The organism is Streptomyces sp. NPDC050508 (assembly GCF_040655155.1).
GTDB lineage: Bacteria > Actinomycetota > Actinomycetes > Streptomycetales > Streptomycetaceae > Streptomyces.
In genome coordinates, this window is sequence record NZ_JBFAJJ010000020.1 from 45,216 (window position 1) to 69,967 (window position 24,752).

Annotated in this window: 31 protein-coding genes; 17 read left to right on the plus strand and 14 right to left on the minus strand. The window is 70.6% G+C overall.

From position 1 onward, the window contains the following. Positions 1–4: 4 nt before the first annotated feature. Together AB0I69_RS40030 and AB0I69_RS40035 are read right to left on the minus strand one after the other, a co-directional pair. The gene (locus AB0I69_RS40030) at positions 5–637 is read right to left on the minus strand and encodes an FMN-binding negative transcriptional regulator (protein ID WP_363100695.1); all 633 of its coding nucleotides are present in this window, start codon (positions 635–637) and stop codon (positions 5–7) included. Then, positions 637–1,323, minus strand: coding sequence for a pyridoxamine 5'-phosphate oxidase family protein (locus AB0I69_RS40035; RefSeq protein ID WP_363100696.1), 687 nt, complete (start codon positions 1,321–1,323; stop codon positions 637–639). Before AB0I69_RS40035 ends, AB0I69_RS40030 begins: the two co-directional genes overlap by 1 nt. Before the next feature lie 84 nt (positions 1,324–1,407). On the opposite strand from AB0I69_RS40035, the gene AB0I69_RS40040 reads away from it, so the two are divergent. Continuing rightward, positions 1,408–2,739, plus strand: a complete 1,332-nt coding sequence (locus AB0I69_RS40040; RefSeq protein ID WP_363100697.1) for an aminotransferase class I/II-fold pyridoxal phosphate-dependent enzyme — start codon at positions 1,408–1,410, stop codon at positions 2,737–2,739. A 51-nt stretch (positions 2,740–2,790) separates the two neighbouring features. Here AB0I69_RS40040 and AB0I69_RS40045 read toward each other — a convergent pair whose 3' ends face one another. After that, a complete protein-coding gene (locus AB0I69_RS40045) occupies positions 2,791–3,741 on the minus strand; it encodes a DMT family transporter (RefSeq protein ID WP_363100698.1) in 951 nt (316 codons plus the stop codon). 74 nt (positions 3,742–3,815) lie between these two features. Between AB0I69_RS40045 and AB0I69_RS40050 the strand changes: the two genes are divergently transcribed. After that, positions 3,816–4,718, plus strand: coding sequence for a LysR family transcriptional regulator (locus tag AB0I69_RS40050; protein WP_363100699.1), 903 nt, complete (start codon positions 3,816–3,818; stop codon positions 4,716–4,718). 19 nt (positions 4,719–4,737) lie between these two features. Here AB0I69_RS40050 and AB0I69_RS40055 read toward each other — a convergent pair whose 3' ends face one another. Beyond that, positions 4,738–5,205 (minus strand): pyridoxamine 5'-phosphate oxidase family protein, encoded by a 468-nt coding sequence (locus tag AB0I69_RS40055; protein WP_363100700.1) that lies wholly within the window; start codon positions 5,203–5,205, stop codon positions 4,738–4,740. Between the two features lie 149 nt (positions 5,206–5,354). On the opposite strand from AB0I69_RS40055, the gene AB0I69_RS40060 reads away from it, so the two are divergent. Then, the gene (locus AB0I69_RS40060) at positions 5,355–5,996 is read left to right on the plus strand and encodes a cysteine hydrolase (protein ID WP_363100701.1); all 642 of its coding nucleotides are present in this window, start codon (positions 5,355–5,357) and stop codon (positions 5,994–5,996) included. 3 nt (positions 5,997–5,999) lie between these two features. On the opposite strand, the gene AB0I69_RS40065 is transcribed toward AB0I69_RS40060, so the two are convergent. Beyond that, a complete protein-coding gene (locus AB0I69_RS40065; RefSeq protein ID WP_363100702.1) occupies positions 6,000–6,467 on the minus strand; it encodes a Rieske (2Fe-2S) protein in 468 nt (155 codons plus the stop codon). Between the two features lie 193 nt (positions 6,468–6,660). Between AB0I69_RS40065 and AB0I69_RS40070 the strand changes: the two genes are divergently transcribed. The 7 genes from AB0I69_RS40070 to AB0I69_RS40100 all read left to right on the plus strand — a co-directional run bounded on the left by AB0I69_RS40070 (position 6,661) and on the right by AB0I69_RS40100 (position 12,733). Further along, positions 6,661–7,416, plus strand: a complete 756-nt coding sequence (locus AB0I69_RS40070; RefSeq protein WP_363100703.1) for a HipA family kinase — start codon at positions 6,661–6,663, stop codon at positions 7,414–7,416. Further along, positions 7,413–7,829 (plus strand): DUF3037 domain-containing protein, encoded by a 417-nt coding sequence (locus tag AB0I69_RS40075; RefSeq protein ID WP_363100704.1) that lies wholly within the window; start codon positions 7,413–7,415, stop codon positions 7,827–7,829. The genes AB0I69_RS40070 and AB0I69_RS40075 overlap by 4 nt, the downstream gene beginning before the upstream one ends. A 140-nt stretch (positions 7,830–7,969) precedes the next feature. After that, positions 7,970–8,731 (plus strand): 3-oxoacyl-ACP reductase FabG, encoded by a 762-nt coding sequence (gene fabG / locus AB0I69_RS40080; RefSeq protein WP_019059411.1) that lies wholly within the window; start codon positions 7,970–7,972, stop codon positions 8,729–8,731. Between the two features lie 31 nt (positions 8,732–8,762). Next, positions 8,763–9,524, plus strand: coding sequence for an SDR family oxidoreductase (locus AB0I69_RS40085; RefSeq protein WP_363100705.1), 762 nt, complete (start codon positions 8,763–8,765; stop codon positions 9,522–9,524). 199 nt (positions 9,525–9,723) lie between these two features. Further along, positions 9,724–11,301, plus strand: coding sequence for an ABC transporter substrate-binding protein (locus AB0I69_RS40090; RefSeq protein WP_363100706.1), 1,578 nt, complete (start codon positions 9,724–9,726; stop codon positions 11,299–11,301). Between the two features lie 111 nt (positions 11,302–11,412). Next, positions 11,413–12,096, plus strand: coding sequence for a uracil-DNA glycosylase (gene ung / locus AB0I69_RS40095; protein ID WP_363100707.1), 684 nt, complete (start codon positions 11,413–11,415; stop codon positions 12,094–12,096). A 103-nt stretch (positions 12,097–12,199) separates the two neighbouring features. Next, positions 12,200–12,733 (plus strand): hypothetical protein, encoded by a 534-nt coding sequence (locus tag AB0I69_RS40100; RefSeq protein ID WP_363100708.1) that lies wholly within the window; start codon positions 12,200–12,202, stop codon positions 12,731–12,733. 24 nt (positions 12,734–12,757) lie between these two features. Here the strand turns inward: AB0I69_RS40100 and AB0I69_RS40105 are convergent, their stop codons facing one another. Together AB0I69_RS40105 and AB0I69_RS40110 are read right to left on the minus strand one after the other, a co-directional pair. After that, positions 12,758–13,228 carry a hypothetical protein gene (locus AB0I69_RS40105; RefSeq protein ID WP_363100709.1) on the minus strand — a complete coding sequence of 157 codons (471 nt, stop codon included), beginning with the start codon at positions 13,226–13,228 and terminating at the stop codon, positions 12,758–12,760. A gap of 117 nt (positions 13,229–13,345) precedes the next feature. Next, positions 13,346–13,858 (minus strand): DinB family protein, encoded by a 513-nt coding sequence (locus AB0I69_RS40110; RefSeq protein WP_363100710.1) that lies wholly within the window; start codon positions 13,856–13,858, stop codon positions 13,346–13,348. A gap of 107 nt (positions 13,859–13,965) precedes the next feature. Between AB0I69_RS40110 and AB0I69_RS40115 the strand changes: the two genes are divergently transcribed. Continuing rightward, the gene (locus AB0I69_RS40115) at positions 13,966–14,877 is read left to right on the plus strand and encodes a Gfo/Idh/MocA family oxidoreductase (RefSeq protein ID WP_363100711.1); all 912 of its coding nucleotides are present in this window, start codon (positions 13,966–13,968) and stop codon (positions 14,875–14,877) included. Here the strand turns inward: AB0I69_RS40115 and lnt are convergent. Together lnt and AB0I69_RS40125 are read right to left on the minus strand one after the other, a co-directional pair. Beyond that, on the minus strand, positions 14,795–16,369 hold the full coding sequence (lnt, locus tag AB0I69_RS40120) for an apolipoprotein N-acyltransferase (protein WP_363100712.1): 1,575 nt from the start codon (positions 16,367–16,369) through the stop codon (positions 14,795–14,797). The genes AB0I69_RS40115 and lnt overlap by 83 nt on opposite strands. A 92-nt stretch (positions 16,370–16,461) precedes the next feature. Further along, a complete protein-coding gene (locus AB0I69_RS40125) occupies positions 16,462–16,962 on the minus strand; it encodes a nuclear transport factor 2 family protein (protein ID WP_363100713.1) in 501 nt (166 codons plus the stop codon). Between the two features lie 223 nt (positions 16,963–17,185). Between AB0I69_RS40125 and AB0I69_RS40130 the strand changes: the two genes are divergently transcribed. Both AB0I69_RS40130 and AB0I69_RS40135 read left to right on the plus strand, forming a co-directional pair. After that, positions 17,186–17,479 carry a hypothetical protein gene (locus AB0I69_RS40130; protein WP_363100714.1) on the plus strand — a complete coding sequence of 98 codons (294 nt, stop codon included), beginning with the start codon at positions 17,186–17,188 and terminating at the stop codon, positions 17,477–17,479. Between the two features lie 33 nt (positions 17,480–17,512). Then, positions 17,513–18,253 carry a glucose 1-dehydrogenase gene (locus AB0I69_RS40135; protein WP_363100715.1) on the plus strand — a complete coding sequence of 247 codons (741 nt, stop codon included), beginning with the start codon at positions 17,513–17,515 and terminating at the stop codon, positions 18,251–18,253. A gap of 3 nt (positions 18,254–18,256) precedes the next feature. Here AB0I69_RS40135 and AB0I69_RS40140 read toward each other — a convergent pair whose 3' ends face one another. The 4 genes from AB0I69_RS40140 to AB0I69_RS40155 form a co-directional block, all read right to left on the minus strand. Beyond that, positions 18,257–18,826, minus strand: a complete 570-nt coding sequence (locus tag AB0I69_RS40140) for an AAA family ATPase (protein ID WP_363100716.1) — start codon at positions 18,824–18,826, stop codon at positions 18,257–18,259. Then, positions 18,827–19,006: a hypothetical protein gene (locus AB0I69_RS40145; protein ID WP_363100717.1), complete on the minus strand. Its 180-nt coding sequence runs from the start codon at positions 19,004–19,006 to the stop codon at positions 18,827–18,829. It abuts the gene before it with no gap. 109 nt (positions 19,007–19,115) lie between these two features. Continuing rightward, on the minus strand, positions 19,116–19,634 hold the full coding sequence (locus tag AB0I69_RS40150) for a DUF1877 family protein (RefSeq protein ID WP_363100718.1): 519 nt from the start codon (positions 19,632–19,634) through the stop codon (positions 19,116–19,118). An 8-nt stretch (positions 19,635–19,642) separates the two neighbouring features. After that, the gene (locus AB0I69_RS40155; RefSeq protein WP_363100784.1) at positions 19,643–19,921 is read right to left on the minus strand and encodes a winged helix-turn-helix transcriptional regulator; all 279 of its coding nucleotides are present in this window, start codon (positions 19,919–19,921) and stop codon (positions 19,643–19,645) included. Positions 19,922–20,145: 224 nt separating this feature from the next. Here AB0I69_RS40155 and AB0I69_RS40160 point away from each other — a divergent pair, with 224 nt between their 5' ends. Then, positions 20,146–20,706: a carboxymuconolactone decarboxylase family protein gene (locus AB0I69_RS40160; protein WP_363100719.1), complete on the plus strand. Its 561-nt coding sequence runs from the start codon at positions 20,146–20,148 to the stop codon at positions 20,704–20,706. A gap of 1 nt (position 20,707) precedes the next feature. On the opposite strand, the gene AB0I69_RS40165 is transcribed toward AB0I69_RS40160, so the two are convergent. Beyond that, on the minus strand, positions 20,708–21,583 hold the full coding sequence (locus AB0I69_RS40165; RefSeq protein ID WP_363100720.1) for an undecaprenyl-diphosphate phosphatase: 876 nt from the start codon (positions 21,581–21,583) through the stop codon (positions 20,708–20,710). A 318-nt stretch (positions 21,584–21,901) separates the two neighbouring features. Here AB0I69_RS40165 and AB0I69_RS40170 point away from each other — a divergent pair, with 318 nt between their 5' ends. The 3 genes from AB0I69_RS40170 to AB0I69_RS40180 are packed head-to-tail and all read left to right on the plus strand — an operon-like array spanning position 21,902 to position 24,752. After that, positions 21,902–23,089 carry a Gfo/Idh/MocA family oxidoreductase gene (locus AB0I69_RS40170; protein WP_363100721.1) on the plus strand — a complete coding sequence of 396 codons (1,188 nt, stop codon included), beginning with the start codon at positions 21,902–21,904 and terminating at the stop codon, positions 23,087–23,089. Further along, positions 23,086–24,024, plus strand: a complete 939-nt coding sequence (locus AB0I69_RS40175; RefSeq protein WP_363100722.1) for a PmoA family protein — start codon at positions 23,086–23,088, stop codon at positions 24,022–24,024. Before AB0I69_RS40170 ends, AB0I69_RS40175 begins: the two co-directional genes overlap by 4 nt. Next, positions 24,018–24,752, plus strand: coding sequence for a cupin (locus tag AB0I69_RS40180; protein ID WP_363100723.1), 735 nt, complete (start codon positions 24,018–24,020; stop codon positions 24,750–24,752). Before AB0I69_RS40175 ends, AB0I69_RS40180 begins: the two co-directional genes overlap by 7 nt.

Sequence of the window (24,752 nt, forward strand, 5' to 3'; positions counted from 1 at the left end):
CCCCTCAGGCGTCCCGCCGCCGCAGCAGATGCTCGCGCGCCACTCCGTCCCGCGGGCCGCCCCGCCCGGCGAGCCCCGCCGCGATACGGTCCTGGACCTCCGTCGACCGCTTGCCCGCGTACTTGAACTTCGCCCGCACGCCGGTCACTTCGAGCCGCAGCACACGGATGCCGGACAACAGTCGTCCGTACGGCGCCTCGCCCGCCGTGACCGACGAGGAGCCGCCCTCGGGCTGGAAGTGGCCGACCTGGCGGTTGAGCAGGGCCGCCTTCTCGGTCGGGTCGTCCACCAGGTGGGCGGTGCACCGGAGTTGGACCGCCGCGTAGAAGCTCGTCGGCACACCGTGTTCGGCCGGGCCGTCCGGTTCCGCCTGCCAGGGGCCGGGGACGTACACGTAGTCGTCGACGACGCTCAGCACCACCTGGGGATTCGCCTGCAGCGACGGCCACAGGGGGTTGGGGCGGGCGAGGTGGGTGATCGCCTCGCCGTGCTCGGGGTCGTAGGCGAAGTGGAGGGGTTGTACGAACGGGGGTTCGCCGGGAGGGCCGTTGACCGCGAGTTGGCCGAAGTCGTGGGCGGCGAGCCAGTGTTGCCACTCGGTGTCGTCGTGGGGTGCGTCCCAGGGGTGGATGAGCATTACAACGCCGCCAGGTAGCCGGGGAGTTCGGTGCCGGGGGCCAGGTCGTCGTTCGGCAGCGGGGCTCCGTACGCGGGCTGGAGGGGAACGACACCGGCCCAGTGGGGGAGGTCCAGGTCCTCGGGGTCGTCGTTCGCGCCGCCGGTGCGGAGCTTGGCGGAGACCTCGTCGAGATCGAGGCGGATCACCATGGTGGCGGCGAGTTCCTTCTTGTTGGCGGGCCGCGAGTCCGCCGACCGGCCCGGCACGACGTGGTCGACCAGCGCGTCCAGCGCCGTCCACTTCTCCTCGGGATCCGTCACCTGGTGGGCGATGCCGTGCACCACCACGGAGCGGTAGTTGATCGAGTGGTGGAAGGCGGAGCGGGCCAGCACCAGACCGTCGACATGCGTGACCGTCAGGCACACCGGGAGCCCCGGGTCGGCCTTCCCCGTCATCCGCAGCGGGCGCGCACCCGTCGAACCGTGCACGTACAGCCGCTCGCCGACCCGGCCGTACAGCGTCGGCAGCACGACCGGCGCGCCGTCGCGGACGAAGCCGAGGTGGCAGACGTAGGCCGCGTCGAGTATCGCGTGCACCAGGTCCTTGTCGTACGACGCCCGGTCCGCGGAACGGGTGGGGACGGTCCGGTCGGTCGGCGTGTAGGCGGTGGGCGGCGACGTCGGCTGTGAGGTGGTCCCCTGCATTGTGCTCTCCATTGTTCGTTGCTGTTCGGGGTGTGCTGCACGGCCGGCTTGCCATGCGTTTTGCACTAGTGCATAATGTGCTTTGTGCTAGGAGGATATCGGATCGAAGGTCGGCGCGCAGCAGACATTGCGGCGGACGTCGAGCGCGCGGTGGGTTCCGGGGAGCTGGAGCCCGGTCAAGTGCTGCCTCCCATGCGGGAGTTGGCGGTCGAGCTGGGGGTGAATCCCAATACGGTCGCCGCGGCGTACCGGACCCTGCGGGAGCGCGGTGTCATCGAGACCGCCGGGCGCCGGGGCAGCCGGGTGCGGCCCAAGCCGGCCACGACCGGGCGCGAGCACATCCGGGTGGACGTGCCGCAGGGGGTGCGTGACGTGTCCCACGGCAACCCGGATCCGGCCCAGTTGCCCTCCCTCGTGCGGGCGTTCACCTCGGCGGCCGAGCGGTCCGACCGCGAACCGGTCATGTACGGCGACGACCCGGTCGAACCGGAACTGGCGCGCATCGCGCGGGCCGAACTGGACGCCGACGGCGTACCGGCCGGCCCCGTGGCCGTCGCCTCCGGCTCCCTGGACGCCATCGAGCGCGTCCTCGCCGCCCACCTGAAGCCCGGCGACACCGTCGCCGTCGAGGATCCCGGATGGGGCAGCCTCCTCGACCTCGTACCGGCGCTCGGACTGCGCGTCACCCCCGTCCGCGTCGTCGACGACGGACCGCTCCCCGACGACGTGCGCGCCGCGCTGGACTCCGGCGCGCGGGCCCTGATCGTCACCGACCGGGCGCAGAACCCCACCGGAGCCGTGGTGAGCGCCACGCGCGCGCGTGCGCTGCGCTCCGTGCTCCGCGGCCACCCGGAGACCCTGCTGATCGAGGACGACCACGGCCACGGCATCGTCGACCAGCCCCTGCATCCCCTGTCCGGCACCACCCGCAACTGGGCCTTCGTCCGCTCGGTCGCCAAGGCCTACGGCCCCGATCTACGGCTCGCCGTGCTCACCGGGGACGCCGTCACCCTCGACCGGGTCCGTGGCCGCCAGCGCCTGGGACCGGGCTGGGTCAGCCGGATCACCCAGCGCGCCGTGGCCCGACTGTGGGCCGACGGCGCGGTGGACACCCCGGCGGTGGCCGGCGCCTACGGCGGTCGCCGGGACGCGCTCATCGCCGCGCTCGCCGAACGCGGGGTCGCGGCGTACGGCCGCAGCGGCCTCAACGTGTGGATCCCGGTACCGGACGAGACCGGCGCGGTCTCCCGCCTGCTCCACGCCGGCTGGGCCGTGGCCCCCGGCGCCCGATTCCGCATGGGCGCACCGCCCGGCATCCGGATCACCGTCTCGACCCTGGCCCCCGACGAGACGGCCGCCCTGGCGGAGGCCATCGCGTCGGCCTGCGGCCTCGCGCCGGTTCGGGGTTACGCGTAGGGGGCGTGTACGAGGTCATGGGTGGGGCGTGAGTCGACGGCAGAGTCCTCGCTACCGCCCCGCCTTCCCCCTCACCTGCGTGAGCGCCGCCCCCGCCAGCACGATCGCCGCCCCGACCGGAGTCGACCACGTCAGCGACTCGTCCAGGATGGCTACGCCCGCCGCCGTGGCGATGACCGGGATGAAGTACGTGACCATCTGGGCGGTCGTGGGGCCGACCTCGGCGACCAGGCCGTACTGGAGGAGGAGGGCGAGGCCCGTGCCCAGGGCGCCCAGTGCGGCGACGGCCAGCAGGGGCAGGACCGGGAAGTGGGTCGGCAGGGAGGTGAACAGCGGGGTGACCACGGCCAGTTGGAGGGCGGCCAGGAGCAGTTGGGCGCCCATCAGGGACAGGTTGGAGTGGCTGGAGCCCGCCAGTGTCCGGCGGACGTAGATCCAGCCGATCGGATAGCTGAGCGAGGCCAGCAGGGCCATCGCCGTGCCTGTGGCGTCCAGGCCGCTGAAGCCCTGCCAGGCGCCGAGGACCGTCAGGACGCCCAGGAAGCCGAGGCCGAGACCGGCGACGCGGACGCGGGTCGGCCGGTCCTCGGAGAGGGCGACCAGGGAGAGCGCCATGCCCCACAACGGCGAGGTCGCGTTGCAGATGCCCGCGAGCGTGGACGGGATCGTCAGCTCCGCGTACGCGAAGAGCGAGAACGGCAGCGCGTTGAGGAGGAACGCGGCGACCGCGAGATGCCCCCACGTACGCGCACCCCGCGGCAGCCGCTCCCGCTTCACCACCATCGCCGCCGCGAGCACCCCCGTCCCGAACAACAGCCGCCCGAACGTGACTTGGAAGGGCGCGTAGCTCTGCGTGCCCACCTTGATGAGCAGGAAGCTGAAGCCCCAGATGAGGGACAGCGCCCCGAAACGCAGTCGCCAGTCGAGGGCGGGGCGGGGGAGGGGGAGGGGCGCGGTGGCGGCGCCCGGGATCAGGTTCCGGCGGGCGGGGACAGTGCTCATGGGTACGAAGATGCTGCAGCTGACCTCGTAGCACAAGCGAGATTTCACGCCTGGTAAGTCGTAGTATCGCTTACATGTTGAACCTGGAACGCCTGCGCACCCTCGACGCCCTGGCCCGGCACGGCTCGGTCAGCGGTGCGGCCGAGGGCTTGCACGTGACGACCTCGGCCGTGTCGCAGCAGATGTCCAAGCTGGAGCGCGAGGTGGGGCAGCAGCTCCTCGCGAAGAACGGGCGGGGGGTGCGGCTCACGGACGCCGGACGGCTGCTCGCGGAGCACGCGGGGCGCATCCTGTCCCAGGTCGAGCTGGCCCAGGCCGACCTGGAGGCCCAACGAGGGCAAGTCGTGGGCGAGTTGCGGCTCTCCGCGTTCCCGACCGCCGCCCGTGGCCTGTTCCCCACCGCGCTCGCCGCCCTGCGTGCCCAGCACCCCGCGCTGCGCGTCCGTTCCACCGAACTGGAGCCGGAGAGCGGCATCGCCGGCGTCGTGCGCGGCGATCTCGACCTCGCGGTCGTCCTCGACTGGTACAACAAGCCGATGCCGCTGCCCGACGGCCTGGTGAAGGCGCCGATCCTGGACGACCCCGCCGACGTGGCGATGTCGACCGGTCATCCGCTGGCCGGGCGCGACGAGGTGGACCTCGGGGAGTTCGCCGAGGACGAGTGGATCACCTGGGCGGAGGGCGAGTTCTGTCACGAGTGGCTGATGTTCACGCTGCGCTCCCGGGGCATCGAGCCGATCATCGGCCACCGCGCCGCCGAGACGCACACCCAACTGAGCCTGGTAGCAGCCGGGTTGGGCGTGTGCGTCGCCCCCTTGCTGGGCCGTCGGCCGATGCCCGCCGGAGTCGTCACCGTCCCGCTGAAGCAGCGGGTGCGCCGACATGTGTACGTCGTCTGGCGCGCGGACGCCGACCGCCGCCCGTCCATCCGCGCGGCGGTCGAGGCGCTGCAGGCGGCGGCCGAGACCGTCGCCTGAGCGGAGCGGAACAACTGCCTTACAGAGCAGCCAACTTGCGGAAGTCCCAGGACGCGAGCGTGTCCGGTGTCAGGCGTACCCACGCGTGCCGGCCGTCGTACGGCATCGCGTCGAGGCCGAAGTTCTTCTGCGCGAACAGCTTCTCCACGGCGACGAGTTCGGGATGCGGCTCGCCCGTGCGCGGGGCCTCGCCCACGAACTCGACGGTTCCGGACAGCTCGACGCCCCGCAGCTCGTCGTAGGCGTGCCCGCCGTCGACCACCACCGCGACGCGCGGGTCGCGGCGCAGGTCCGCCCAGCGCTTGCTGCGCGTGATCGAGTACAGCCACAACGACGTGCCGTCCCAGGCGAACCAGAGCGGGCTGACATGCGGGGCCCCGTCCGCGGAGGCGGTCGCGACGCGACAGGTGCGCTCGGTGGCGAGGAACTCGTCCAGCTCCTCGGGTGTCATCATGATCTTCCGGCCCCGGCGCTGAGTGGCGGTCATGCGATCCCCTTCGGCTACGGCACGAGCGGCGGGCAGCCGCTTCTGACGGTACGTCAGGAGAGTGGCCGGAAAGGCTGTCGGCCGTCTTCCGTACGCACGCGATGCTCGTTACTGTCACCCGCCCCGGCCGTCGACGACAAGGGAGAGCCATGCCGTCGCACGAACAACTCAGTGAGATCCTCGACACGGTGAGCACCGTGCTGCTCACCGTCGAGTGCCAGCAGGGGGTGGTCGGCCCGGAGAGCGCGCTGCCCGAACTCGCCCGCGAGGCACGCTCGTCGGGCGCCCTCGCGAACGTGGCCCGGCTGGTCGCCGCCGCGCACGAGAGCGGGGTGCAGGTCATCCACGCGATCGCCGAGCGCCGCCCGGACGGCCGGGCCGCGAACCACAACGCCCGGCTGTTCCGCGCCGCCGAACGCCTGCCCGTACAGCAGCTGTCGGGCACCACGGCGGTGCGTGTGGCGCCCCCGATCGAGGTCGCCGAGGAGGACTTCGTCGTACGACGGCTGCACGGTCTGTCGCCGATCCAGGGCACCGAAGTCGACGCGCTGCTGCGCAACTTGGGCTGCCGCACTCTGATCGTCACCGGCGTCTCGGCCAACGTGGCGATCCCCAACGCGGTGTTCGACGCCGTCAACCGCGGCTACACCGTCGTCGTCCCCAAGGACGCCATCGCGGGGGTGCCCTCGGAGTACACCCCCGCGATGATCCGCAACACCCTCGCATTGGTCGCTACGGTCGCGACCACGGACGAGGTGCTGGGCTGTCTCAAACGACCACGCCGAGGCTGACCGTCACGCCAGCGTGATGGAGTCCCCGGTCACGGTGATCTGCTCGGCGGGCAGCGCCTGGGTCGCGGGACCCTTCTTCACGCTGCCGTCCGTGACGGAGAACTCGCTCTTGTGGCACGGGCAGACGATGACGCCGTTGCTGATGCTGCTCACCGCACAGCCCTGGTGGGTGCACTTCGACGAGAACGCCTTGTAGGTGCCCGCCGTCGGCTGGGTGACCACCACGCCCTGGCTGGCGAAGATCTTGCCGCCGCCCTCGGGGATGTCGGTGGTCTTCGCCAGTGCGGTGCCGCCGGCGGCACCTTGGGCGGTGGACGAACCCGCGGTGTTGGTGGAGCCCGAGGAGTCCGACGACGAGTCGTCGTTGGACGAGCACGCGGTCAGCGCGACGGCGAGTCCCGCCGCGCCGACCGCCGCCAACGCGGTGCGACGGGACGGCGCTGTAACGGGTTCGAACGATTCGCTGGTCATGCTGACGTTCCTTCCATGGAAAGCATCTGTGGGTGTGCAAAGGGGTACGAGGTGCGGGCGACCGTCGTTCAGACGGTGTCGAGAGCTTGGCCTTATCGAGATCAGGTGTGCGTAAAACGTCCCTGTCGTTTCGCTGTCGGCCCGGCACAAGCCCTGAACAGGCACCGGTAACGGGCACCAGTAACCTGGGGCGATGCTCAAGGAAGTCATCGCGACCCGCTACATCACGCCCCTGCGCGAGGGCGGCTCGCTGCCGGGGCTCGTCGAGGGCGACGACTTCGCGGCGTACGTCATGAAGTTCAGCGGGGCCGGACAGGGCCGCAAGACGCTCGTCGCCGAGGTCGTGGTGGGGGAACTGGCCCGTCGGCTGGGTTTCAGGGTGCCCCGCCTGGTGACCCTCGACCTCGACCCCGTGCTGGGCCTCGGCGAACCCGACCAGCAGGTCCAGGAACTGCTCAAGTCCAGCGGCGGCACGAACCTCGGCATGGACTTCCTGTCCGGCGCGCTCGGCTTCGACCCGCTCGCCTTCACGGTGAGCCCCGAGGAGGCCGGCCGGATCGTCTGGTTCGACGCGCTGGTGAACAACGTCGACCGCTCCTGGCGCAACCCCAACCTGCTGATGTGGCAGGGCGACCTGTGGCTCATCGACCACGGCGCCACCATGATCTGGCACCACAACTGGCCCGGCGCCGAGGCCTCCGCGGCCCGCCCCTACGACGCCGCCGACCACGCCCTCGCCCGCTTCACCCCGGACGTCGCCCTGGCCGCCGCGGAACTCGCCCCCCAGGTCACCGAGGAACTCCTCTCCGAGGTCACCGCCGAGATCCCGGACGCCTGGCTGACCGGCGAACCCGGCTTCGACACCCCGGACCTCCTCCGTGAGGCGTATATGGCACCGCTCCTCGCGCGCGTGCCCTTCCTCCACGAGCGCATCAAGGGACTCCAGTGACCGAGCGCCACATCATCCGCCCCAGCGAGGCGAACACCCGGGACGTCTTCGAGTACGCCCTCCTCCGGGTCGTACCGCGCATCGAGCGCGGCGAGTGCGTCAACGCCGGGGTGCTCGTCTACTGCCGTGCCCAGTCCTACGTCGGCGCCCGCACCCATCTGGACGAGGCAAGGCTGCTCGCTCTCGACCCGGCGGCCGATGTGGCCGGGATCCGGGCCGCGCTGGGTGCCGTGGAAGGTGTGTGCGCGGGTGGTGCGGCGGCCGGGCAGGCGGCGGCCGACGATGCCGGGCGGCGCTTTCGGTGGCTGATCGCGCCCCGGTCCACGGTGGTCCAGCCGGGGCCCGTGCACACCGGGCTGACCGTCGATCCGGCGGCCGAGGCGGAGCGCCTGCTGGACCTGCTGGTGAGGTAATGGATCACACCCGGCCGCGCGCACGTTGACACCGAGTGCCAGGGCTTCTAGCGTCACGACTGCCGAAGGTACTAAGCGGTCGCTCACCGGCGGGCCGCGTTTCAAGGGCGAGAGATTCTCAAGGGCGAGGAGAACCAGCAATGTCCACCACTGAGCAGCGGGTCGCGATTGTCACCGGCGGGGCGCGGGGCATCGGCGCCGCCACCGCCGTACGCCTCGCGGCCGAGGGCCGTGCGGTCGCCGTGATCGACCTCGACGAGGCCGCCTGCAAGGACACCGTGGAGAAGATCACCGCGGCCGGCGGCAAGGCCCTCGCGGTCGGCGCCGACGTCTCCGACGAGGCGCAGGTCGAGGCCGCGATCACGCGGATCGTCGCGGAACTCGGCGCGCCGACGATCCTCGTCAACAACGCGGGCGTGCTCCGCGACAACCTCCTCTTCAAGATGAGCGTCGCCGACTGGGACACCGTCCTGGGCGTGCACCTGCGCGGCTCGTTCCTGATGACCAAGGCCGTCCAGAAGCACATGGTCGACGCGGGCTTCGGCCGCATCGTCAACCTCTCCTCGTCCTCCGCCCTCGGCAACCGCGGCCAGGCCAACTACTCCGCCGCCAAGGCCGGTCTCCAGGGCTTCACCAAGACCCTCGCCATCGAACTGGGCAAGTTCGGCATCACGGCCAACGCCGTCGCCCCCGGCTTCATCGCCACCGACATGACCGCGGCGACCGCCGCCCGCGTCGGCATGGGCTTCGACGACTTCAAGGCCGCCGCCGCCACCCAGATCCCGGTCCAGCGCGTCGGCGAGCCCGACGACATCGCCAACGCCGTCGCCTTCTTCACCAACGAGGCGGCCGGCTTCGTCTCCGGCCAGGTGCTGTACGTCGCCGGCGGACCGCTCAACTAGGGAACACAGGAACACGGGAACGCGGGAAACCATGACTGAACTGCCTGAACTCTCCGGCAAGGTCGCCGTCATCACCGGCGCCAGCCGCGGCATCGGCTACGGCGTCGCCGAGGCGCTGCTCGCCCGAGGCGACCGGGTCTGCATCACCGGCCGCAGCGAGGACGCCCTCAAGGAGGCCGTCGAGACCCTCGGCGCCGAGCGCGTCATCGGCGTCGCCGGCAAGGCGCACGACGAGGCCCACCAGGCCGTCGTCGTCGAGCGCACGATGGAGGCCTTCGGCCGCGTCGACTTCCTGGTCAACAACGCCGGTACGAACCCGGTGTTCGGCCCGATCGCCGACCTCGACCTGAACATCGCCCGCAAGGTCTTCGAGACCAACGTCATCTCGGCGCTCGGCTTCGCCCAGAAGACCTGGCACGCCTGGCAGAAGGACAACGGCGGCGCCATCGTCAACATCGCCTCCCTGGCCGGCGTCTCCGCCTCGCCGTTCATCGGCGCGTACGGTGTCAGCAAGGCCGCGATGATCAACCTGACGCTCCAGCTGGCGCACGAGTTCGCGCCCGGCGTGCGGGTCAACTCGATCGCCCCGGCGGTCGTGAAGACCAAGTTCGCCGCCGCCCTGTACGAGGGCCGCGAGGCGGAGGCCGCCGCCGCGTACCCGATGGGCCGGCTCGGCGTCCCGTCCGACATCGGCGGCGCCGCCGCGTTCCTGACGTCGGACCAGTCCGACTGGATCACCGGCCAGACCCTCGTCGTCGACGGCGGCATCCTCCTGAACGCCGGAGTCGGCTGACCGAACGACCCGGGCGCCGTTTTCTTTGCTGTTCCCTTGACGGAATCGGCGCCCGTGTCGAGACATAAAACGCGCACAGCCGGATGACAACGTCGTCATATAAGCGCTGCTCAACAGCCCCGTCCGAACCAGCTTTATCGGCCGGGGCACTGCGGTATGGTCTGCCGACCCTTGGTACGGCGGATCGAGGAGCGTGCGCGTGTTCATCCGGAACCGAGGCCTGCGCAGAGCCGCGGCGATCACATCCATATCTCTGGTGGCCGGATGCGGGGTGTTCTCGGACGGGAATTCCGACGACCGGGGACCCATCGTCGTCGGGACCACCAGCGCCCCCAGCACGCTCGACCCGGCCGCCTCATGGGACGGTTCCTGGGAGCTGTTCCGCAACATCTACCAGACGCTGCTCGCCTACCCGACCGGCGCGACCACGCCCGAGCCGGACGCCGCCAAGAGCTGTGAATTCACGGACAGTTCGAACACGGCGTACCGCTGCCAACTCCGCGCGGACATGAAGTTCGCCGACGGGGACACCCTCGACGCCCAGGCCGTCAAGCACTCCATCGACCGGATCCGGAAGATCAACGTGCCGGGCGGCCCCGCGGGTCTGCTGGGCAGCCTCGACCGGGTGCAGGTGCTGGGCGACCATGACGTCGTCTTCCACCTCAACAAGCCCGACGCCACCTTCCCGTTCGTGCTCGCCACCCCGGCCATGTCGATCGTCGACCCCGACGACTACCCCGCGAACTCCCTGCGCAAGGACGGCAAGGTCTTCGGCTCCGGGCCGTACACACTGAAGTCGTACGACGACGGCAAGCAGGCCCGACTCGTCCGCAACGACCACTACAAGGGCTTCGCCAAGCGTGAGAACAGCGCGGTGACGATCCGCTACTTCCAGGACTCCGGCACCATGGTCAAGGCGCTGCGGGCCGGGAAGATCGACGTCACCTACCGCGGCCTCGCCGCCGACGACATCATCGCCCTCCAGGGCCGCCCCTCGAAGAGCCTGCAACTGGTCGACGGCTCCGGAACCGACATCAACTACCTGGTGTTCAACCCCAAGGACAAGTGGGCCGGGAACCTCGCCGTCCGCAAGGCCGTCGCCCAGCTCGTCGACCGCGGGGCGATCACCCACAAGATCTACCGCGACACCGTCGACCCGCTCTACTCGATGGTCCCGAAGGGCCTCACCGGCCACACCACCGCCTTCTTCGACGACTTCGGCGACCCCAGCGTCCCCAAGGCACGCAAGCTCCTCACCGACGCGGGCATCAACCGGCGCGTCCCGCTCACCCTCTGGTACACGACCGACCGCTACGGCTCCGAGACCGCCCTCGAATTCAGGGAACTCAAGCGGCAGTTGGACGACTCCGGGCTCTTCACGATCACCCTCAGGAGCCGCCCATGGAAGACGTACGTGACGGGCTACCAGAAGGGCGAGTACCCGGTGTTCGGGCGCGGCTGGTTCCCGGACTTCCCCGACGCCGAGAACTTCATCGCGCCGTTCGTCGGGCAGCAGAACGCGCTCGGTACGCCCTACCTGTCGACCAGGATCACCGACGTACTGCTGCCCGAGTCCCGCCGGGAGAGCAACCGGGCCGACGTGGTCAAGGAGTTCGAGGACGCCCAGCAGGTCCTGGTGGACGACGCGCGGCTGCTGCCGCTGTGGCAGGGCCGGCAGTACGTGGCCGCGAGCGACGACGTCTCCGGCGGGGAGCGGGCCCTCGACCCGTCGACGATCATGATGATGTGGGAGCTGTACCGCAAGACCAGCTGGTGAGGCGCTCGCGGCGGCTGTTGTCAGTGGCCGCCTGTAGGTTCTGGGCATGGAAGCGACCGCACCTCGCGGTCGCCCCTCACCGCAGTTGCCGCACACGGTAAGGAAGTTGACGTGACCGACATCTCCATGCTCCCCGAGTCCTGGCGCGGGGTCCTGGGCGACGAGCTTCAGCAGCCCTACTTCAAGGAGCTGACCGAGTTCGTCGAGGAGGAGCGGGCGAAGGGTCCGGTCTACCCTCCGCGCGAGGAGGTCTTCGCCGCGCTGGAGGCGACGCCGTACGACCAGGTGAAGGTGCTGGTGCTCGGTCAGGACCCGTACCACGGCGAGGGCCAGGGCCACGGCCTGTGCTTCTCGGTCCGCCCCGGGGTGAAGACCCCGCCCTCCCTCCGGAACATCTACAAGGAGATGAAGGCGGAGCTGGACCTCCCGGTCCCGGACAACGGCTATCTGATGCCGTGGGCCCAGCAGGGCGTCCTGCTGCTCAACGCGGTGCTCACGGTCCGCTCCGGTGAGGCGAACTCGCACAAGGGCAAGGGCTGGGAGAAGTTCACGGACGCGGTGATCCGCGCGGTCGCCGAGCGCCCCGACCCGGCGGTCTTCGTCCTCTGGGGGAACTACGCGCAGAAGAAGCTCCCTTTGATCGACGAGGAGCGCCACGTGGTGGTCAAGGGCGCGCACCCCTCCCCGCTGTCGGCCAAGAAGTTCTTCGGCTCCCACCCGTTCACCCAGATCGACGAGGCCGTCGCGAAGCAGGGCCACACCCCGATCGACTGGCGCATCCCGAACCTGGGCTGACCTCACCGCGACGGGGGGACGGTGCCGCCTGACGGGGATTGTCAGTGCCGCCGGTTAGCGTCGGCAGGGACAGCCAAGGTGGCTGGCGAGTGCGGAGGACGCGGTGGCGGAGCGACAGGGGCAGGCGGCGCCGGACGCTCTGCTGACGCGGATCGGGCAGGTCGTCATGCTGCACCACGGCGGGGACCGCGAGGAGGCCCGGGAGCGCCTGCTGGGCATGTGGGCGGAGCTCGGTGAGGACGGCGACCCGCTGCACCGCTGCACACTGGCCCACTACCTGGCCGACACCCAGGACGACCCGACCGACGAACTCGCCTGGGATCTCCGGGCGTTGTCGGCGGCGGACGAGCTGACGGACGGGCGGGACACCGGCGACACCGGCGAGGAGGGGGCGATCGCGGTGCGCGCCTTCTACCCCTCCCTGCACCTCAACCTCGCCGCCGACTACGTGAAACTCGGCCGCGCCGACGCCGCCCGCACCCACCTCCACCGGGCCCGGGGCGCCTGCGCGGTCCTCGCCGACGACGGCTACGGCAACGGCGTGCGGGCCGCGATCAGTCGACTGGAGCTGCGGCTCGACGCCGAAGGGGGCTCAGCGGGAGACGGGACCTGGGGGCCGCCGAGACAGCGGCCCTGAGGTCCGGTCGTGACACCGGTGGTCTCAACGGCCGTACGTCTGCCCGCAGATGACCGACTGGGGGCTGTCCGACTGCCAGCCGCCGTACTTCCTGCCCAGGGCGCAGACGTCCTGCGTGTTCCTGGGCACCGACTTGACCACGTCGGGGATGTCCGCGCCCGGCTGCCGGGGGTGGCGCGGCTTCGGGTGCGGATGGGGATGCGGGTGTGAGCGGGGGACCGGTGCCTGAGCCGCCTGCGGGGGCTGGACCGGTGTGCGGTGCGGCGGATGCGTGGCCGGTTTCGGGCTGTGAGATGGGTTGATGAGGTCCAGTGCCTCTCGTGCCGGGGCCTGTACGACCTGTGGTTCCGCGCTGCCGTCAGGGCGCGGCACCGACGCTTGGGACGGTGCGGCCGGGGGAGCGGGGGCCGGTGGCCGCTGGACGGTCATACAGCCGGAGAGGGCCGAGACAGCCACGGTGACCAGGAGCGTTGCGGTGGTCGTCGTTCGATGCACCCTCGCAACTCTGCTGGTTCCGGCCCCGTTGGGGACAGCGGACGGCCGGATGATGCCCCACACGGGTGATCTCCGCCCCCTTACGGACGGCGCGCGCCCGCCCCGGGTGACGTGACGTCAGTCGCCGGTGCTGCCGTCGATCCGCTCACGGAGCAGGTCGGCATGGCCGTTGTGCCGCGCGTACTCCTCGATCATGTGCGTGTAGATCCAGCGCAGGTTGAAGCTCTCGCCGGTGCGCCGGTGCTTGCCGAGGGAGAGGTCGTCCAGGGTGAACCGGGCCGCGTGTTCGTTCGCCGCCTCGATCTCGGCCTGCCAGGTGGCGTACGCCTCCGCCCAGGTGTCCGCCTCGGTGAGATGGAAGTCGCCGTCCGGGTCCTCGTCGCTGAAGTAGATCGGGCCCATTCCCTCGTCCGCCATGACATTGCGGAACCAGCCCCGCTCCACCTCCGCCATGTGCCGCACCAGGCCCATGAGCGACAGCGTGGACGGCTCCGCGGAAGCGGTCCTCAGCTGCTCGTCGGTCAGCCCCTCGCACTTCCAGGCCAGGGTGTCCCGGTGGTACTTGAGCCAGCCGTCCAGCATGGTGCGTTCGTCGGCGGTCGTCGCGGGTTCACTGCGTTCGATGGTCATGCCCGCATCCTCGCGTGACCGGTCCGCCCGCACCAGCGGATATTCCCCCGCCGTATGCTTCCGAGGAGGTACAGGAGGTACCGCTGGGCGAGCGCTAGGGAGACTCCGTGAAGGTCGGCTGCATCGGGCTCGGTGACATCGCGCAGAAGGCCTACCTGCCGGTTCTCGGCGGGCTGCCCGGGGTCGAGCTGCATCTGCAGACCCGCACCCCCGCCACCCTCGCCCGGGTCGCCGACGGCCTGCACCTCCCGGCGGACCGGCGCCACACGGACCTCGACGCCCTCCTCGCGCAGAGCCTCGACGCCGCGTTCGTGCACGCGCCCACGGCCGTCCACCCCGAGATCGTGACCCGGCTCCTTGAGGCGGGCGTACCGACGTACGTCGACAAGCCGCTCGCGTACGAACTCGCCGACTCCGAGCGGCTGGTGCGGCTCGCGGAGCAGCGGAACGTGTCGCTCGCGGTCGGCTTCAACCGCCGCTACGCCCCCGGGTACGCGCAGTGCGTCGACCACCCGCGCGAGCTGATCCTCATGCAGAAGAACCGGATCGGGCTCCCCGAGGAGCCGCGCACGATGATCCTGGACGACTTCATCCACATCGTGGACACCCTGCGGTTCCTGGTGCCGGGCCCGGTCGAGGACGTGACCGTGCGCGCCCGTACCCAGGACGGACTGCTGCACCACCTCGTGCTCCAGCTCTCCGGCGACGGCTTCACCGCACTCGGTGTGATGAACCGGCTGAGCGGCTCGGTCGAGGAGATCCTGGAGGTCTCCGGCCAGGACACGAAGCGTCAGGTCCTCAACCTCGCCGAGGTCGTCGACCACAAGGGCCAGCCCACCGTACGGCGCCGCGGGGACTGGGTGCCGGTGGCCCGGCAGCGTGGCATCGAGCAGGCCGTGCTCGCGTTCCTCGAAGCCGTACGCGCCGGCAAGGTGCTCAGCGCCCGGGACGCGCTGGCGACTCATGAGCTGTGCGAGCGGGTGGTACGAGCGGTCGCGGACCGGTCCGCCGCAGCCTGAACGCCACCGCGCCCTCACCGGCGCACATGACCGCGAGCACCAGCAGCGCCACCCCCACCGGCCAGGCGCCGTAGCGGACGTACGGCGTGATGCCGTGGGCGAGTGGGACGTCGTAGACCTGGGTCGTGCTCTTGTTCGTGCCCAGCCAGGAGCCGATGCGCTGGCCGCTCGGGCCGTAGACGGCGGAGACGCCGGTCAGGGTGGCGTGGACCATCGGGCGGCCGGTCTCGGCGGCGCGCAGGGCAGCCAGGGTGGCGTGCTGCTCGGGGGCCCAGCTGCTCTGGAACGACGAGGTCGACGACTGGGCGAGCAGCACGTCGGCGCCGTCCTGGGCGAGATGGCGGCTCATGTCGGGGAACGCGGTCTCGAAGCAGATCAGCGGGCCGATGCGCAGCCCGTGCCCCACGTTCATCACCACCTGCTCGGTGCCGTGCCTGCGGTCCACGCCCGCCGCCTTGCCGACGGAGGTGGCCCAGCCGAGCAGCGAGCGGAACGGGATGTACTCGCCGAAGGGCACGAGCCGCATCTTGTCGTAGCGGTCCCCGGTGAGGCCGCTCGGGCCGACCAGGACCGAACTCTTGTAGATTCCGGGCTTGTCGGAGCGCTGGGCGTCCACGTTGACCAGGATGTCGGCCCCGGTCTCCTTGGAGAGGGCGGCGATACGACGCGCGAGGTCGGGCCGCTTCCCGAGGTCGAAGCCGACACTGCTCTCGCCCCAGGCGATCAAGTCGACGTGCTGACCGACCAGTTGGCGGGTCAGCTGCTCCTCGCGGTCGAAGCGCCGGGCCCCGCTTTCGTCGCCGTCGATGATCCCGGGCTGGACGACGGCGATCCGTACCCGCCCGTCGACGTCGGGGCGCGGCGACCACACCCAGGCCGCCGAGGTGACGGCGGCGGTGGCGACGAGCCCGGCGACGGCCGGCACCCGCACTTCGCGGACCGCGACCAGCACGGCGACCGCGACGTTCACGGCCACCACCAGGAAGCTCAGCAGCCACACCCCGCCGACGGACGCGAGCCGCAGGGCCGGTTCCACCTGCCACTGGGTGGAGCCGAGCAGACCCCAGGGACCGCCCAACCCCTGCCAGGACCGCACGAGTTCGACCATCAGCCAGCCCGAGGGCAGTACCAGGAGCGCGGCTGCACCCCGCCCGGGCGACGGCACACCGCCGAGGAAGCGGCGCACCAGCCAGCCCCACGGCGCCCACAGCACGCCCAGCAGCCCCGCGATGACCACGATGAACACACTCAGGCTCGGTACCAGCCAGCTGTGCACGGCCAGCATGAACCCGAGCCCCCCGAACCAGCCGTCGTAGACCGCCCGCCGCCCGGTCGGCGCCGAGCGCGTCAGCAGGATCCAGGGGACGAGCGCGACGTAGGCGAACCACCACAGGGACGGCGCCGGAAACGCGAACACGGGCAGGGCGCCCGCGAGCACGGCGAGCAGGGAACGCCGCCAAGGAGAGGCGAGCCAGTCGCCGAAGGTCTTCATACGGCACCTCCCTACCCGCTGGTGGCTCCAGTGTGCGTGCCGGGGACGATCTCGGACAGAGGACGTCGCCCGGCCGTCTCGGTCCGGTCGGCTCAGTTGATCACGGCTGCCGGGTGCCGCTGGGGAAGACGCCGCCACTTCTCCTCCACGACGACCTCGCGGAGCCGCCAGCCGTCGTGCGTACGCAGCAGTCCGAACGCGTACCGCCCGCCGCACACGAAGTCGGGTGTGGTGGAGAGGTCGCCGTCGCTGCCGTCGTCGTCCTTGGCGAAGCGCATCGGATTGACGTAGTCGGCCTGGACGCGCGCGGTGTCGTCGCTGTTCTGGTCCAGGCTTCCGAAGCGGATCCGCCGGTTGACGATCAGGTGCTGCCGCATCGGGAACAACCGCATGCTCTCGGCGAGCCACCCGGCGATCTCCTCCGCGTCGCCCTCGATTCCTCCGGCGGACCGGTAGTCGGCACGCCCGCCCGGTGCGAAGAGTTTCCGGTACGCCTCCCAGTCGCCGTCGTCCACCGCCACCGCGTACTCGGTGATCAGTTCGTCCACGGCCAGCCGGTCCATCACAATCGCCAGTTCCACACGCTGCGTCATCGGGCAAGTGTTGGTCACGCAGCGTGTCGCGCCAAGGGGTACGTGGGGACAACGTGGGGAACATTCGGCGGTGCTCGGACAGGTGTGCGCGCTGAGTACGGCCGGATCTCAGTCCGGATGCCTGTCTGCCGGTGCCGAAGAGGCCGGAAAGGAGCTGGATCGGTTGCTGGCCGAGAGACGTTGCGCGAGCCGTGCTGCGACCCTGCCCCAGGGGCGTGGGCAAGTGGGACGATGGCCGTGTGATCACCATCGGGCAGCCGGCCGGCGTTACGGCGCGCACGACGCCATCGGCCTGATCAAGATCCGCACGCTCGCCGAGGCGCATCGGGAACGCTACGGATCCGACGAACTGCCCGACCTGGACGCCGATTCCGAGATCCCCGCCCTCGTCCAGGGCACGGCCAACGCCCCGTCCCTGGCATGGTGGCGACTCGACATGCGCACGGACGGCGACGGTGGAGTCGAGCCGACGGGGCCGGCCGGGGACCTCAACTGCCGTGCCGTTGAAGGGGAGTAAGTGAAGGGGAGTAGTAACTGAAGGGGAGTACTCATGAAACGTCTCGTCACGGTCGTCACCGGAGGCAGTCGCGGCATCGGCGCCGCGACCTGTCTGCGGCTCGCGGAGGACGGGCACGACGTGGTGGTGGGGTATCTGCAGGACGCCCGGGCCGCCGAGCAAGTGGCGGACGGGATACGGCAGGTCGGGGCCCGTGCGGTGTGCGTGCGTGTGGACACCTCCGTCGAGGCGGACGTCGAGGGGCTGTTCACGGCGGCGGAGAAGCAACTCGGGCCGGTCACCGGGCTGGTGAACAACGCCGGGGTGACCGGACCGTTCGGCCGGCTCGCCGACACCGACCCCGCCGACCTGCGCCGGGTCGTCGAGGTCAACCTGCTGGGCACACTGCTGTGTTCGCGCCGTGCAGCGCAGGTCATGACGGCCCGGGGCAACGGCGTGATCGTGAACGTGTCGTCGTCCGCCGCCACGCTCGGCAGCCCCGGGGACTACGTCCACTACGCCGCGACGAAGGCCGCCGTGGACGCCCTCACGCTGGGCCTCGCCAAGGAACTCGGCCCCGACGGCATCCGCGTCAACGCGGTCGCACCCGGCATCATCGACACCGAGATCCACGCGAGGACGGGCGACCCGGACCGCGCCCGACGCGTGGCTGCGTCGATCCCGCTGCGCCGCCCGGGGCAGGCCGAGGAGGTCGCCGCCGCCATCGCCTGGCTGATGTCGCCGGACGCGTCGTACACGACGGGAGCGGTGTTGCGGGTGTCCGGCGGCCGGTGAGCCCTACGTCGTGGCCCGCAGCCGCTCGAACGCCGTCGGCCTCGGCCTGCCGGGCAGGAAGTCCCTGATACGTCGGGCACACTCGCCCGCGTCCCAACGGCCGGTGTCGCACTCGATGTCGTAGACGCCGTGCGCGTGCACCTGCTTCAGCTGGGCGGCGGCGAGGCCGCGCGGTCGGTCGGCGCGGTCGCGCTCACGGCGTTCCAGTTCCTCCGGCGGGCAGTGCACGCCGACGAGCACCACGTCCTCGGGGACGAACAGCGAGAGGCAGTCCCGCAGGCGCCACTCGGCGCTGAGGATGTGGTCCACGACGACGTTGTTACCGGCGGAGGCCATCCCGGCGATGGCCCGGTGGTAGCCCCGCCAGGTGCGGTGCAGCACCGTGTCGAGGTGACCGGGGTCGATCGGGACCGGTGAGCGCATCGCGTGGAACGCGTCGACCGGCAGGTGGAAGTACGGCTCGTCCAGGATCGGCAGCAGCTCGGCCGCGATGCTCGACTTGCCCGAACTGGACGTGCCGTTGAGGAAGATGACGAGCCCCTGGCGCGGCGGCACGCTGCTGAGATGCTCCACTCAGGCGGCCTCGATGACCTCGTGACGCATCGCCGCGGCCCACTCGACCACCAACAGCTCGTATTCCTCGCGCTCTTGGGTGGAGAGCGATCCGCCCGCACGCAGCCAGAGCGCCCGGATCTGCTCGTTCACGTCGTAAGCAGACCGCACGGAACCAGGGGCCACGGAATCGGGGGACATGCGAACAGCCTAGGGGCAAGGACTGACACTGCGCTACCGGACGGCTACTCAGACCGTATGGGGTTGGTCACGGGCGCGGTGAACCGGGCGCCCGGCGCGGGTTGGACGCTCAGTCCACCCACGTGACGACGCACTGGGTGTGATGTGCGGCGGTTCGGTAGAACTCCCGCACGGCGACGAAGTGTTCGGTCAGATGTTCCCGTACGTCGCCGTCGAATCCGGCGCCGAATCCGCAGCGGACGGCCGCGACCTCGGTGGACACCGGCATGTCCGCGAGCAGGTCGCCGAGTTCGACACGGTCCAGTGCGGTGGCGATGTCCGCGACCGCGGCGGGGGCGAGCAGCCGGGGCGGATCACCGAAACCGTCGTACACCTCGTCGTGGTCCAGGAATCCCACGTTCCCGTCGGGATCGCCCGAGACGGCCCGGTCGAGCAGGGCGATCACCTCCGGGTCGGCGCCGGTCGAGCGGCAGTAGCGGAGGAGGCCCCACAGCGCCCAGCCCGTGTCGAGCAGGTCGCCGTCCGGCGGGTCCCAGCCCGGGGACGCGCCGGACGAGGTGAGGGCCAAAGCGCGGCAGCGATCGAGGTACTCCGAGGTCACGCGGGCGAACTGCTGTGTCAGTGCCATGAGTTGGCTCACCCCCGCCGCTCGGCCCACACCCGCGACCACTCCAGCAGCGGCCCCATCGCCGTCACCAGATCCGTGCCGAGCGAGGTCAACTGCCAGGCCCCATCGGGCGCCTGCCCCGCGATGTCCGCCTCGCGCAGCTCCGCCAGCCGGGCGGACAGGACACTGGAGGACATGGCGTCGCAACGCCGTTGCAGGTCACGAAAGCCGATCGGAGCGCCGTGCCGGTGCAGTTCCCAGATCACGCGGAGAGTCCAGCGTCGGCCGAGCAGGTCGAGCGCGGCCATGACGGGCCGACCGGTGTCCGATCCGCGCACGGGGCGACCGGGAACGGGCGTGGAACCCGAGGGTCCGGGAACGGGCATGGATTCCGTGGGCGCGGATTCCGTGGGTGCGGATCCCGCGGGTGTGGATTCCAAGACCCCTCCTCCGCCGACTTCTTGTGACCTCGCGCCTCATCTTCGTACCTCACCCTTGCGCTTCGATTTCAGAAGCGCAAGAGTCGGTGGACATGAAACAGCGCATCGAAGGTGTCACCCCGCCCTACGCCCCCGAGACCGATCGCGCCCTGCACCGCTGGATGCCGCCCGGCGTCACCCTTGAACCCCTGATGCTCTTCAAGGTTCTCGAACGACACCCGGAACTCGCTTCCCGCATGCGGGCGTTGGGCTCCGGGCTGCTCGTCCACGGTCGCCTGGGCACCGCCGACCGCGAACTCGTGATCGCCCGCGTCTGCGCCCGCTCCGGCTGCGCCTACGAGTGGGGCGTCCACGTGGCGACATATGCCGAAGCCGCCCAACTCACCCCACGCCAAGTCACCTTGACCGCGATCGGCACTCCGGACGACCCGGCCTGGTCGCCCCGGCAGTCCGCGCTGCTCCGGGCCGTCGACGAACTCCACGCCGACGCACGCCTGAGCGACCCTGTCTGGGCCGGATTGCGGGAGCATCTCGACGAGCCCGAGGCCCTCGAACTCCTTGTGCTGGCCGGGTGGTACCGCACCATCGCGTACGTCGCCAACGGTGTCGGGATCGAGCCCGAGCCGTGGGCGCTTGCCCTGCCCAGGAGTTGACTCAGCCCGCCGACTCCGCCGCGTGCGGGCTCAGCGCGCCCGCCGTCACCAGCGCGATGATCACGATGCCGAGGGCGATGCGGTAGTAGACGAACGGCATGAAGCTCTTGTGGGAGATGAACTTCATAAACCAGGCGATTACGGCATATCCCACCATGAACGCGATCACCGTGGCGAACATCGTCGGCCCCCACGCGACATGTCCTTCCTCTGCCGCGTCCTTCAACTCGAAGGCGCCCGAGGCCAGTACGGCGGGCATGGCGAGGAGGAAGGAGTAACGGGCCGCCGCCTCACGGGTGTAGCCCATGAACAGGCCGCCGCTGATGGTCGCGCCCGAGCGGGAGACGCCGGGGACGAGGGCCATCGCCTGGCAGAGGCCGTAGAGCAGGCCGTCCTTGGCGTTCAGGTCCACCAGTGTCTTGAGCTGCTTGGGGGCACGGTGCCGGCCGCCGGTCTCGTCGCGGGCCGCGAGCCGGTCGGCGACGCCGATGACGACGCCCATGACGATCAGCATCGTCGCGGTGATCCGCAGATCGCGGAACGGCCCCTCGATCTGGTCCTTGAGCGTGACGCCGAGCACGCCGATCGGGATGGAGCCGACGATCACCAGCCAGCCCATCTGGGCGTCGTGGTCGCGCCGCATCTCCTTGTTCGTGAGCGACCGGAACCATGCGGCGAGAATCCGCCCGACATCCTTGCGGAAGTAGATCAGCACCGCCGCTTCCGTGCCGAGCTGTGTGATCGCCGTGAAGGCCGCGCCCGGATCCTTCCACCCCGAGAAGGCCGCCGTCAGCCGCAGATGCGCGCTGGAGGAGACGGGGAGGAACTCGGTCAGCCCCTGGACGAGTCCGAGGATGAGGGATTCAAACCAAGACATGGAGTTACGGCGTCCAAGTGCTGATCGTGGAGGGGCAAAGGACACACCAAAACGCCGCGCGCGGTGAACGAGTGTGTATACGGGGCAGCGTAGCGTCCCGGTGTGACAGGCCCGACACAGGGGTTTCACGGCGGTCGGTCGACTCCGCACGCGGAGGTTTCACGGCGGTCGGCCGCTCCCGACGCAGAGGTTTCACGAGTGGTCCGACGACTCCGGGTTCGCGGTGTTGACCAGCTGCGGGGGCGGCGCATACGTTGCAGCGGAGGAAAGCGCTTGCTGGACGCGCTCGCTGTCTCCGGAGGAGTGCTGATCACGCCCATGTCCACACCAGTCACCAACCCCGGGGCGTTCCAGCCCTTGCCGCCGCTCACCGGCCGACGCATCAGGGCCGCCGTGGTCGGCGCCGGTGCCATCGGCCGTGGCTCCCATTTTCCCGCGCTCGCCCGGCTCGCCGAGGAGGGTGAGACCGAGGTCGTCGCGGCCGTTGACATCGATGCCAAGTCGGTGGAGTCCTTCTGCGCCGAGGCCGGGATCCCGCACGCCTACACCGATCTGGAGCAGATGCTCCGGGAACAGCGACCCGACCTCGTCACCATCTGCACCCCGCCCACCCTGCACCGCGCGCAGACCATCGCCGCGCTGCGGGCCGGCGCCTGGGTCTGGTGCGAGAAGCCGCCGGTGCCGACGCTGGCCGACTTCGACGCCGTGGAGGACGAGGAAGGCCCGGCAAAGGGGACGGCCGGGGGACCGTACGCCTCGATCGTCTTCCAGCACCGCTTCGGCTCGGGCTCCCGGCATGTGCGCCGGCTGCTCGCCGAGCAGGCCATGGGCCGGCCGCTCGTGGCGCACTGCCAGACCACCTGGTACCGCGACACCGCCTACTACGCCGTGCCCTGGCGCGGTCGCTGGGAGACCGAGGGCGGCGGTCCCGCCATGGGACACGGCATCCACCAGATGGACCTGCTGCTCGATCTGCTCGGGCCGTGGAGCGAGGTGAAGGCCATGGCCGGGCGGCTGGTCCACGACGTGGAGACCGAGGACGTCTCGACCGCGCTGGTGCGTTTCGAGAACGGCGCGCTGGCGACCGTCGTGAACAGCGTGCTGAGCCCCGACGAGGTCAGCCGTATCCGCATCGACTGCGAGCGCGCCACCGTCGAACTCACCCACCTGTACGGGCACAGCAACGACAACTGGCGCATCACACCCGCCCCGGACGTGTCGGGTGACGATGCCGCCGCCTGGCAGGACTTCGGGCCGGACGTGCCGAGTTCGCACCTGGAGCAGCTGCGTGAACTCGTCGTGAGCATGCGGGCCGGCGAACGGCCGCGCAGCAGCGGCACCGACGGCCGCACCAGCCTGGAGCTGATCACCGCGCTCTACAAGTCGGCGTTCACGGACACGACCGTACGGGCCGGCGAGATCGGTCCCGGTGACCCCTATTACACGGCGCTGCACGGCGGCGCCCCCGGCTGGGCGCCCGTGGCGCGCGAGGAGGTGTCGGCATGACCGGCCTGCGTATCGTCCACGCCCACGGCGACCGCATCACGGTGACCGAACCGGCCACCGGCGTCGAGCTGTTCAGCTACGTCTACCGGCCCGAGGCGGCCTGGGAGGCGCCGAAGCCGTACCTCCACCCGATCAGGACGCTGGCCGGTGACGTCGTCACGGACTACCGGCCCAACGACCACCGCTGGCACAAGGGCCTGCAGTTCACCGCCTCGCATCTGTCGGGCCAGAACCTGTGGGGCGGCAACACATACGTTCACGGCGAGGGGTATCTCCAACTCCCAGAACGGGTCGGGTCGATGGCCCATGTCGGCTTCGACGAGATCGACATCCACACCGACTCGGGCGAAGAACGGCTCGTCATCGCCGAACGGCTGACCTGGCACCCGTACAGCGGTGAACTCTGGGCCGACGAGCAGCGCCGCATCGAGGTGCACGATGTGGACACGGAGTCGGGTTCGTGGGCGCTGACCTGGACGAGCGCCGTGACGAACCGCCGTGACGAGCCCCTGCGCTTCGGCAGCCCGACCACTCACGGACGCGAGGCGGCCGGCTACACGGGCCTCTTCTGGCGCGGCCCGCGCGCCTTCCGCGACGGCCGGATCATCGGCCCCGACGGCGAGGGCCCCGAGCTGATGGGCTCCCAGGGCCCCTGGCTCGCCGTCTCCGGCGAACACGACGGCACCGACGGCCACGCGACCATCGTCTTCGCCCACGCCCCCGAGAACGACCAGTCCGGCGCCCAAGGCACCCACCCCGCCCACTGGTTCGTCCGCAACGAGCCCTTCGCCGGGATCGCTCCGTCCTTCGCCTTCTACGACGAGCTGGAGCTGGCCCCCGGCGACACACTCACCCGGCGCTACCGGGTCGTCGTGGCCGACGGGGCGTGGGAGCGGGAGGAGATCGCCAAGTACCTGGAGGCGCGGCCGTGGTAAGTGGTTTTTCCGGGTTGCCGGGCGGGGTCGCCGTCTCGCATCTGTCGGTCTACGACTGGCCTGCCGAGGCCGGCAGTGGTGACGGATTGTGCGGCGGAACTCCCCATATGCACCTGACCTGTTCGGAGGGGTACGTCGTCACCGGCGGGCGGGGTGCGGTCCAGACGCTCACGACCTCCGGGTACGAGGTGACGCCGCTCGCGGCCGGAACGGTGGCCTGGTTCACGCCGGGCACCATCCACCGGCTCGTCAACGAGGGCGATCTGCGCATCACCGTCCTCATGCAGAACAGCGGGCTGCCCGAGGCGGGGGACGCGGTGCTCACGCTGCCCCCGCAGTACCTCACCGACCCGGAGACGTACGCCGCCGCCACGGTGATCCCGGCCGACGCACCCGAGGCGGAACAGGAACGGGTCGCCCGGGCCCGACGCGATCTCGCCCTGGAGGGCTACCGGGCGCTGCGCTCCGCCGAGGGTCCGGAAGCGCTGGCCGCCTTCCACCGGGCCGCCGCCGCGCTGGTACGACCTCGGCTGGGGGAGTGGCGCGAGCGCTGGGAGCGGGGGGCGCGGGCCGCCGCTGCGGCCACGGGGTCGCAGCTCGACCGGCTCGAAAAGGGTGACTTCTCGCACCTCGCCGACGCCGCGGTACGGGCCGAACAGCCGTCCGCGTACGGGAAGTTCGGGATGTGCGGGCGGTTGGACGTCTACGACGTCTACAAGGGGGCGTAG